This window comes from Okeania hirsuta (assembly GCF_003838195.1).
In the GTDB taxonomy this organism is placed as follows: Bacteria; Cyanobacteriota; Cyanobacteriia; order Cyanobacteriales; family Microcoleaceae; genus Okeania; species Okeania hirsuta.
Genome location: NZ_RCBY01000231.1, coordinates 1 through 11,102, shown reverse-complemented (window position 1 = coordinate 11,102; position 11,102 = coordinate 1). Strand labels below are relative to the sequence as shown.

The window sequence follows — 11,102 nt, the reverse complement described above, 5'->3', positions numbered from 1 at the left end:
ATTCTGAATTTTGATGTTGTTGAATCCATTGAATGATGGTGGGGAGAATATTAGGGGATTTTTTGCCTAATTTGCCCAAGGCTTTGGCAACATTCCTGCGTACATAAAAATTTTCATCTTCTAATAGTAGTAGTAAATCAATGACTACGGTATTTGAGTTATTAGCTAACTTACTCAAGGCCATTGCAGTATTCCAACGCACATAAGGATTATCATCTTTAAGTAGTGGTAACAGGTTAGTGACTACAGTACCTGAGCTAGTCAAAAAATCACCTAAAGTACGGGCAGCTACTTTACGCACGATAAAATTGTCATCTTCTAATAGTGTCTCTAAAGTATTAAAAATTATTGAGGAGCGATTCCCTAAACGGAATAAACTTTGAGCAACTCTAACACGGATACTAGAATCTTGCTCTGCTAGCAAGACTAGGAGAGCGTTAGTAACTTTATCAGAGCGATCGCTTAACTGCCCTAAAGTATCAGCAACGCCAGCATGGAAACTACTATCTTCATTTTCTAGTAGTTTCAGTAATTTATCGACTAATATATCTGAATTTTGACATAATTGACTTAATGCCCAGGCAGCTCTGTAACAGGCTGGAGAATTGTCATTTAAACGACTTAGCAAAGCATCAACTACTTTTTCAGAACTATTGCCTAACTTTCCTAAAGCATCAGCACTACTTAAACGTACATCAGAATCTTCATCCTCAAGTCGTGCAACTAGGGCAAAGATCACATTCTCAGAACTATTTCCCAGTTTGCTTAAAGAGAAAGCTGCTGTCCGACGAACATTAAAATCTTTGTCATCTAGTCGCATTACTAAAGCATTAGTCACAGTCTGAGAACTATCGCCCAAATCACCTAAAACTAAAGTAGAATTCTGACGCACTTTAGAATTCTCATCCTGAAGCCGTGCCAGTAATTCCCCGATCACCTCCTGCTTTTCCCCCAGATCCGATCGATATTTCAGCAACCTTTCTTCGTCAATTAAATCTGCCCGCTCTTTCAACATCTCTAAAATTTCTGCTTCAAAATCAGTTTCATACAAACTACAAAAAATTTGATAAACTTGGCGGCGCACCTTCCAACCGAGCAACTCCTCACTACTCACCTCCAACTCAACCAACTTTTCCAAAATCTCATGCACCAACTCGGCATCGGCACCTCGCAACCCCTTGGGATCTTCTGCTAAACAACTAACAGTAAACAATAAATCCCGATGTAACCACTCCTCATGCTCACTACCACGATTCAAAATTGCCCGCATCGCCTTTGCCGCCTTTTTCGGCTTCTGTTGCGCTATTAGCAATAGTAAAACTTCCCGCCAATGTGAGTCATGCAAATGTTCTCGAATACTATCTAAAACAATTTCAAAATCACCCTCATTATCTGCTTGATAGTCAATTTCCTCAGCACACAAATATTCTTGAAAAGTCTTATGCACAAACCCATAAAAATCTTGCCCCTGCTCATTCAACAACCCCGTGCGCTCCCGAATTAATTCCACAAATCTTTCTGCCTCTTCCTTTGCCTGATATAACTGCACCTGCTTCAACCTCTTAATCTCTCGACTCAACTGCTCTATCAACTCATCCCTATCTATCAACGTGCCACCCTCATTATCCCCAACATTTCCCTGAGTATGCACCCAAAAAGCCAACAATTCCATCAACCTGCGTAGATCGTCTAAATCTAAATATTTAAACACCCTATGATTACTAATTTCTTTATTAGCATCCCAGGAAGTTAACAGCGTCTTCACGGCAGCATCATAAAGCTCAAACCGTTTTTTGGGCAAAACCGCCTGATACCGATGAATCAAAGCAATAATTGTCAATAACAAGGGATTTCTGGCCAACAACTTAATTCGGTCATTATCATCCAACGCCTTTCGTAAACTTTCCTTCCTTCTTTCGGCCTCCCCCTTATCTAGAAACCGACTGTCATACCAATTATTGATAAATGCCGAAATCTTCTCGTCATCAAACGACTGCATTTGATAGTGGGGAAATTCCTCTGTGCGGAAAAAGTCGCGCCGATAACCCGCAGGACGAGATGTAATAATTGCTCTATTTCTGTCAAACTGCCCTAAAAAATTCTCAATGCGTCTGACCACATCATAACGTTTGCCTTCTTCTGCCACTTCATCCAAACCATCCAACAATATTAACGCTCTGCCATCCTCTAACCAATGTTCAAAAAATCCTGTTGGTAAAGTTTTGACTGCCATGGTTTTCTCGGAAAATATACGAGCATATTCGAGAATACTTTTGTCGGGATGTCTTGCCAAGTCTCGCATCCTAATTAAAATTGGGAGGTAGTCGGTATTTGGATCTAAACCTAGATATCCCCCCTTGCCCCCCTTTGAAAGGAGGGAACTGGAAGAAGATGAAGATTTGGTCTGGCGATCGCGCTGCGTAGGATCTGGCTTATCTCTATCATCCACAAGGGTTTCGGCATCATAGCCCCCCTTACGAAGGGGGGTTGGGGGGATAGATGCCAACATCACGGCAAAATAACTCATCAAGGTTGTTTTTCCTGAACCCGGCGCACCTAATATTACAAATTTCCGTGACTGACTTTGAGTTAATAATTCTGAGGCTAAAAATTTTCTGCCAGTAGTATTTATCAATAATTCCCTTTCCAGTTTTTCCCCACTTCCTGCTAATAATAAATCCCTTTCAAAACCTCCTCCTGTTGAGACATCTTCTACTACATCTGGCATAACAAAAATATAGGCTAATTTCTCAGACTTTTCTACTTCTTGCCCAGGTACAGAAATGCCAGCAAATTTCACATCATCAAACCAATTTGCTAACTGTTCAAAATAATTTTGTTTGGCTACTTGGAATTTGATATAAGTATCAGTTTGTTGAAAGTAAGCATTCACAAAAGTTTCTATCCAAGGTTGTAGAGATTGTTGATTTATTTGAATATTTTTTATCTGTGATTCTTGTTGAAAAATAGTAATTAAAATATCAATATCTGGCTTGCCTTGACTAATTAATGGTTTTTGTAATTCCTTCAAAACGGCAGAATGTTGAAAATATTGACTGATAAATTTATTAACTCCATTCCAACCATCTTGTTTAGCTGAATAAAATAAAAGCTGTTGCGGTAGAAGCTGATTTTCCCATTCCTTCACAGCTTTTTCTCCAGATTTAATTGCTTTTTCTATATCTGTTTTATTGAGAGATTGAGTGAAGCTTTTACTTCCTTTTTCCCAAGCAGTATCCCACAATGAATCTGCTATTTTTGATAATCCCCAACCTGCTAAACCTACTAAACCTGCTTCCATAATTTTATATATAGTAACCTGTCAATTCTATTTTATCGCACTACATCTTTTGGTATTTGACAATAAGTTTGAGTTGTAAGAAAAGTCGTGACTGTAGCAATATTTTATGAAATTAGTATAATTGGAATGATTAAAAGACTTTAAACAAATACAAGAGCGATCGCTCTACCCCACTGTTTTTTAGTAGCTCCACAGAATGCAGATTAATCATCCGTGTATCTGTGGCCAAGTCCTTGTCTAGCAGTTGCTCAAATGTAATAGTAAGTAGTTGAAGGTAATTTCAGTTATCAGTTAGTCTCTTCTCGAGGAGCTACGCTAACAGTACCTCTGCAATCAGAAGGCTTTAAATCTGGAATATTATCTTTTCTGTTGGTCGATGGTCGGTCAGGGAGGAGACCCGTTCTTGCAGACCCGCTCCCCTGTTAGCGTTTGCGGTAGCATTCCGGAACGGAAAGCTTTGCGGTAGCAAACGCCATTCCATCCTACGGGAAGATCCGAAGATCGACCGCTTTTTATCCCCTTAAAAGGGGAGGCCTCAGACCACAATTTTTCGGTAAAATTGAACAACTTATGTTTTTCCCTGATATGATACTTAATCTAAAAATCATTACCACTAAGCAACGCCAGAATTGAACTTCTGACTTCTGACTTCTGACTTCAGTAAAGTGCTAGACATCAAAACTACAGGATTCATTTGCAACTTTGCATAAATCAAGCAATACTGTTAGCCCAATTTTTAGCCCATTCCAAAGTCTGCTTAACCTGCTGCATATCCGCACCTTCACAATAAAGCCGCAAAACAGGTTCAGTACCACTAAACCGAATCAATAACCAACGACCATCAGCTAACCGCAACTTATACCCATCTATAGTCAAACAATCAACCACTTTTTGTCCGGCAACCTCCGTCAAAGGATAACTTTGTAACTGCTCCAACAAACGCGATCGCACCTCCATATTAGGCAAAGGTAAATCTATCCTGTCATAAACAGAACTAAAACCTGTTTTTTCTTGAAGTTTGCCGTAAATTGCACTTAAATCTTCACCAGACATTACCACTGCTTCTAACAAATAGAGTGCTGATAATAAAGCATCCCTTTCCGGAATATGAGTACCATAACCAATACCCCCAGACTCTTCTCCACCCACAAGCACCTGAGTTGACAACATCCGGTCGGCAATATATTTATAACCAATGGGAGTTTCAAAAATTGGCATATTATATAATTGTGCCACCTTGGGAAATAGATCCGAACCACTAATAGTCTTTACAACTTCCCCACTAAACCCATGCCTAGTTGTCAGATGTTCTATCAGAATAGGAATTAAAATTTGGGAGCTGAGAAAATTACCCTCACCATCCACAGCAGCAATGCGATCGCTATCTCCATCAAACACTAATCCAATGGATAAACTTCCCTGATTTGCTGCTCGATAACTTTTCATTTCCTTAAAAAGTTTACTCAAATAGCGAGGCAAAGGTTCAGGGGCACCACCATCAAATAAAGGGTCGCGATTACCATTAACCTCTTGAATTTCCACTCCCAGTATCTTTTGCAACCCTCCAGCAGCAGCACCGTGCATTACATCTGCAAAAACTTTTAATTTTCCCTCATTAATAGCAGACTTAATGTTGTTAATATCTACCATTTTTTGTAGAGTTTCACAATAACTAGGCCAAGGATTAAAACTTTCTATTTTGCTCCCCTGAAGCCTATCTTTTTCTACTTCAACTGTTAATAATTCTTCTATTTGTTGTGTAATTTCTGGAGGAACTGACCCACCAAAAGCACCCTTTACTTTTAACCCTAAATATTTTCCTGGATTATGACTAGCAGTCATTACGATTGCCCCAAGAGCTTGTTTTTCAAATGCTGCCCAACTAAAAGCTGGAGTAGGAGCATAAGTATCTGTTAATAGCACATCAAACCCTACATTTTGAATAGCTTCAGCAGCAACTTGGGCAAATTCTTCGGCCATAAACCTACGATCATAACCAACAATTACTGTTTTACTATTATTCGTAGAATCAGCATAATTTTTCTCTAAAATTCGCGCTGCGATTGGAGCTACTAAAGAAACCCGTTCAAAAGTAAAATCATCAGCTATAACACCGCGCCAGCCATCTGTTCCAAATTTTATTGGTTTAGCCATACCATAAATCTCTTTAATATATAGATTTGTTTGTTTAATTATAGCAATCAGGAATCAGATGTGAGAATTGAGGTATTCCTTTAAAGCATAGAATATAGTAGTTATCTTATTCTTATGTATTCGTTTCTTCCCTCCATACCTATTTCCTATTCTCTCCATACCTAAAACAAAAGTATCCAATATCTCACAACTAAAATCATATTGCTATATTTGCTTTAACTCTTAGCTTTTTCCCCTACTTTTCTATACATAATTATTGTTGAAAAGAAGAGGGAAATAAGAAAAGTTGCTTCCTTATTCCCAGGGTATTCAGTTAGTAGTGCAGGATGGCAGAAATAACTAACCAGTTACAAAATCCTAAAAGCCTTACCAATCAATACTCTTGACTTTTGACTTTTGACTTTTGACTTCCGCTGACTTTTAAATTCCGCGTAGCGACACTAGCTAGTTAAAAGAATGCAGGTTGATGGCGAATTAAGCTCAGGTATTCCTCTCTAACTTTCTGATCTTCTTCAAATAAACCAAGCATAGCACTGGTAACAGTCCAAGACCCAGGTTTTTGTACTCCTCGCATTACCATAGAGGTATGAGTAGCTTCTATGACAACTGCAACACCTTTTGGTTCTAAAACTTGTTGAATTGCCTCAGCAATTTGACGGTTGAGTCGCTCCTGAACTTGCAATCTACGGGAATACATTTCCACAATCCGAGCTAGCTTACTAAGACCTACTACTTTTTGATTGGGAATATAAGCTACATGAGCTTTTCCCATAAATGGTAACATATGATGTTCACAAAGACTAAAAAGATTGATATCTCTAACTAGAACCATTTCGTTATGACCTTCGTCAAAAATGGCATTATTGACAATTTCTTCAAGGGATTGATTATAGCCTTGAGTGAGGAATCGCATTGCTTCTGCAACCCGCTTAGGAGTTTTGAGTAAGCCTTCTCGTTCAGGGTTTTCTCCTACTGATAGTAACATTGTTCGTACTGCCTCCATCATTGCTTCATTGGTCTCTGTAGCAGGAGGTTGTTGTTTAATCGGTTGACCATTAGATGAGGAGCTGCGGTCAGGTCGGTGAGAAATACCATTTGTAGAAGTTTTAACACCATTGGTGCTAATTGTGTTATTGGAAGCGTTGGAAAAAGTTTGAGTCATAATAGATCCGGATCAGATTAAAAAAAAAGCAAGTTGTATCTTGACCTAACTTTTGCTAGGCCATTTAGCTTAGATCACAGCTCTCTGTTCATTGGTGGTAATCAGTTTTAGTTATTAATTAGCAATGAACTATGAGAATGGGAAATTTTCAATTTCTCTGCTGTAAGTGTGACACCGAGCAAGAATCTATTTTCACAAGTTATTACTTATCATAGAAGTAAGTAAATTACAGTCTAAGTTGGTATCAGGAAAGTATTAAGAATTCTCCGCAACTATTTCTATTTTAGGATGTTATCATGGTGAAATAGTTAAGCTCAATTCCAATAAGTTTCTTGACCCTAGATAGGGGTATCGATCAACCCAGGGAGAATTGGCTGTAATACTAACTAAGTAGTTATTTCTTTTCTTGTTATTATTTCATAAGGAGCTATGAAGCAAAATTGACTGGACACAGTAGATCCCCTTTTTGTGAAAATACTTGGTCATTAACGAAACCATACTCACTACTTTAATAATTATGCCAGAAAGTCAGTCGTGCATGGTTAATTAAGATTGCTTGAATAAATTTAAAAACAATGAAAGAAAAAAAATATCTAGATTCTATTGAATTTTATTAATTTTGCCAGATCAAATGTTTGAGAGTTATGAGAGCAATATTTCCCTAGCTAGAGTATAGATTAAAAACTACTGAGGTTATTTTAATAACCGTTTACTTTATCTTAATTAGGGTTGACACTATAACTTAATTTCTAGTATAACCTAAAATCAATTTATTAAAAGCATACTAATTTCTCATTACTTCATTAAATTACATTTTATTGTGTAGATCATCTGTTGAATATTCCTAGAGTAGAAATAATAAGTCACTAATAAATCGTCTTTCTTATCCATCTTTTGGATTTAATCAAAAAAATTAACTGGATATAGAGACAAGAGATTCATCCATAGAAAAATAAAGCTTTTATTCATGCCAATTGATTTGATTAATGGGATAATAATTTGTGACTTTTGACTTCCACGAAGCGGTTTACTAGAAGACAAAATCAATTTCAGTTATTAAGTTTCCAAAAATACTCCTATGGAACGGAACTTTTGATAACGTTGTTTTCGGCGTTCCTGACTGCTGATCTTAGTTAATTCTTCTATATTGCTAACTATGGCCTTTTTGAGGTTTTCTGCTGCCTGTAATGGGTTAGCATGAGCCCCACCATTTGGTTCTGGAATGACATGATCGATAATCCCTATATTTTTTAAATCCCAAGAGGTTATTTTTAAAGCATCTGCTGCTTGAGAAGCTTTACCGGCATCTTTCCAGAGAATTGCTGCACAAGCTTCAGGACTAGCAACTGTATATACAGAATGTTCTAACATTAGTAGGCGATCGCCCACTCCAATCCCTAACGCTCCACCTGAACCACCTTCTCCAATCACCGTACAAATTATTGGTACATCCAGATGAAACATTGCTCGTAAATTGTATGCTATCGCTTCTCCTTGTCCCATTTTTTCAGCTTCTATACCTGGCCATGCACCAGGAGTATCGATAAATGTCAAGATTGGCATTCCAAAGCTATTGCCATGTTCCATTAACCTCATTGCTTTGCGGTACCCTCCTGCTGAGGCCATACCGAAATTACGGGCTACATTATCTTTCGTATCTCGTCCTTTTTGATGACCAATAATTATAATTGGCCTTCCATCTATCCTGGCCAAGCCTCCTACTATTGCTGGATCGTCACTACCACCACGATCGCCATGTAACTCGATCCACTCATCACAAATAGCTTGGATATAATCCAGAGTGCTTGGTCGCCTTGGGTGGCGGGCCAACTGTAGTTTCTGTACAGGGGAAAGACCATTAAAGATTTCTTGACGTAGTTGAGTTGCTTTTGCTTCTAGTTGGCTAATTTGCTCAGAGACATCTACACTACTACAGTCTTTAGCTAGTTCGCGAATCTGATTTATACGGTTTTCTAATTCTGCTAGAGGCTTTTCAAAATCTAGGAGAATTTTACGTTCTGATTTGGGCACACCGAGTTTTTATTTTAGGTTCTATATTAACATTGTTAAGTTTACCACAGTTCATCAGTTTTTTTTGACTACTCCCCACTCCCCACTCCATTACTCAACAAAATGTAGAAAAGTTTTTGAGAAATGGTATAATTCCAGCTTAGGTGCGATAATGAGCTAATAACTCATAGCTGATAGCTGATAGCTGACCGCTGAATGCTTACATTTTATTCTGGTCCAACAATTGAAATATAGGGTTCAATGAAATACTTACTAGCAACTTCTTGTGCCTCAGCAGTAGTTACCATTGTCAGATTTTCTTGAAATTTAGCGTCAAATTCTATACCCAAACCTAAAATTTCATACCATCCTAAAATTTGAGCAATTTGTGAGTTTGTTTGTTTACCTAAAGCATATTGACCTAATAATTTGTTTTTGGAGACTTGTAATTCTTCTGAGCTAAGTTGGTTATTCACTAAGCGCTCCACTTCTTCTCTTAATCCTGCTTTAGCGATCGCTGTATTTTCTGCAGCGGTTCCTATATAAACTGTAAAGTTGGAGATATCTAGACGGGTAGGATAAAAAGCAGATATATCATAAGCTAAACCTCGTTTTTCTCTCAGTTCAACAAATAAGCGACTTGATAAACCATTACCCAAATAAGTATTAATTAATTTGAGAGGAGCATAGTCAGAACTGTTAACATTTGCGGCTAAATAACCAAGCATAATAATTGATTGTTGAGTTTCTTGGTATGTTGTTGCTTTTGATGGTTGGGGAGTTATACTTGGTAAGTTTAAAGTTATCGGGGGTGTTTCTGGTTGTTGCCAATCTCCTAATGTTTGTTCAACTAAATTAATTGCTTTGGCATTTGTAATATTACCTACTATAGATATGATTATATTATCTGGACGGAAGTGAGTTTGATGAAATTCTTGAAGATCGGTGCGGGTAATTTGAGAAACTGTTTTTTCTGTACCTAAAGTTGATAAAGCATAAGGATGATTTTGATACATCATTTCTCGTAATTGAGAGAATGCTACAGTAAAGGGTTGTTCTAATTGAGAGCGAATACTTTGAATAGTAATTCGTTTTTCTAGTTCAATTTCTGTTTCTGGAAATGATGGATATCTGATTATTTCTCCTGATAATTGAAATATATCTGCAAAATCTGTAGATACTGTTTTTATGCTCAGTAAGAAATAATCTGTGGTTGTATCTGTACCTAGTCTTGCTCCTACTGATTCAACTTTATGGGCTATATCTAGAGAGGATAATTTTTCTGTCCCTTTGGTTAATACTGCTGCTAATAAGTGAGAGATTCCTGCCTGTTCTCTGGGTTCATAACGACTACCTATTCGTAAGAATATTTTGGCTGAAATAATATCCGCTGTCTTATTTTCTGTTGTGATGAAGACTATGCCATTATTCAGGACTTTTCGCTCTATATTTTTTTTAATCATTAATTTTTTAATTTTAAATATTTATAAATCTTATTTGAGTTGTGAGATATTGTAGATTTTTAGGGAATAGGGCACAGGGAACAGGGAATAGGGAATAGGGAACACAGAAGCAATAAAATTCTTACATCTGATTCGGTGATTGCTATTAGTTATTAGTCAAGAGTTAGGTAAGAGGCGAAAACCCCATTAATTTTTTTTGTGTTTTTACTATTAGACATCTCCAATAATAGAAAATAAAATTAATTATCGCACATAAATGATCGATTCTTTCCTCCTACTCCCTACTCCTTCTTTTCTGGAGATGTTTATTGAGTTACACTTTGATTTGTCTGTAGCTTTTTGGGTACTCCTTGTCTATTCAAAATACACTGTTTATTTTACAAAAATACTTATTTTTTGAAACTGGTATATTTAAAAATAACTTACATAAATTTTTTGGCATTGTTAATTTTAAGTATCATAGCTAATTTCACAAATAGTTAGTAACTAATGAAGTTAAATTACTTTAGAGTAGGTAAGCATTTCCTGCGGAATGCTGCGCAAACAGCAATCAGCTATCAGCTTTATTACATTTAAAGGAAAAAAAAGCAATTTTATCAAAGCTTCAGAGTACGAATCTCTAGTTAATAATGTAGTAGAAATTAAACGAATGCTTGCTTCATTCATTAAAAAGCTTATAGCTGACCGCTAATAGCTGAATGCTTACTAGAGTAGAGGCTTTAAGTACTGAAAATATCACTTTTGGCTTTTAATTTTTGACTATGGAATTATTAATGCTTTTATTAATTATGTTCGCCCGGAAGTTAAGGATTTTCGCGAGGCTATTACTACTTTTCAGGCAGACTTACCTACTATTTTAAAAAGTTTACGAGATTTAATTGCTAAACAGTCGGAGAATAATCAAAAGTTTTGTTTGGCTAGGGATAAGTTTTTGACTATTTGTCGAGAGTCGATTAATCCTGAAGTTAGTTTGTTTGATGTGCAGGAAATGATTATTCAACACATCTTGACT

The 11,102-nt window shown here is 36.9% G+C and carries 5 protein-coding genes; all 5 read right to left on the bottom strand.

Features of this window, described 5'->3' with window-relative positions; all coding sequences use genetic code 11:
• Positions 1–3,301: HEAT repeat domain-containing protein (locus tag D5R40_RS26100; protein WP_240041655.1), on the bottom strand; the 3,301-nt coding region annotated here is incomplete at its 3' end.
• A gap of 711 nt (positions 3,302–4,012) precedes the next feature.
• On the bottom strand, positions 4,013–5,455 hold the full coding sequence (locus D5R40_RS26095) for a phosphoglucomutase/phosphomannomutase family protein (RefSeq protein WP_124147690.1): 1,443 nt from the start codon (positions 5,453–5,455) through the stop codon (positions 4,013–4,015).
• Positions 5,456–5,903: 448 nt separating this feature from the next.
• On the bottom strand, positions 5,904–6,617 hold the full coding sequence (folE, locus tag D5R40_RS26090; RefSeq protein WP_124147691.1) for a GTP cyclohydrolase I FolE: 714 nt from the start codon (positions 6,615–6,617) through the stop codon (positions 5,904–5,906).
• A 1,056-nt stretch (positions 6,618–7,673) separates the two neighbouring features.
• Complete coding sequence (locus D5R40_RS26085; protein WP_124147692.1) at positions 7,674–8,648, bottom strand: acetyl-CoA carboxylase carboxyltransferase subunit alpha; 975 nt, start codon at positions 8,646–8,648, stop codon at positions 7,674–7,676.
• Positions 8,649–8,854: 206 nt separating this feature from the next.
• Entirely contained in the window at positions 8,855–10,090 is a 1,236-nt protein-coding gene (locus D5R40_RS26080; protein ID WP_192901223.1) for a M16 family metallopeptidase, read from the bottom strand.
• Positions 10,091–11,102: the final 1,012 nt, after the last annotated feature.

Coding starts and splice junctions, on each gene's coding strand:
- D5R40_RS26095 (WP_124147690.1), bottom strand. CDS start 5,455: ATGGCTAAACCAATAAAATTTGGAACAGATGGCTGGCGCGGTGTTATA.
- folE (WP_124147691.1), bottom strand. CDS start 6,617: ATGACTCAAACTTTTTCCAACGCTTCCAATAACACAATTAGCACCAAT.
- D5R40_RS26080 (WP_192901223.1), bottom strand. CDS start 10,090: ATGATTAAAAAAAATATAGAGCGAAAAGTCCTGAATAATGGCATAGTC.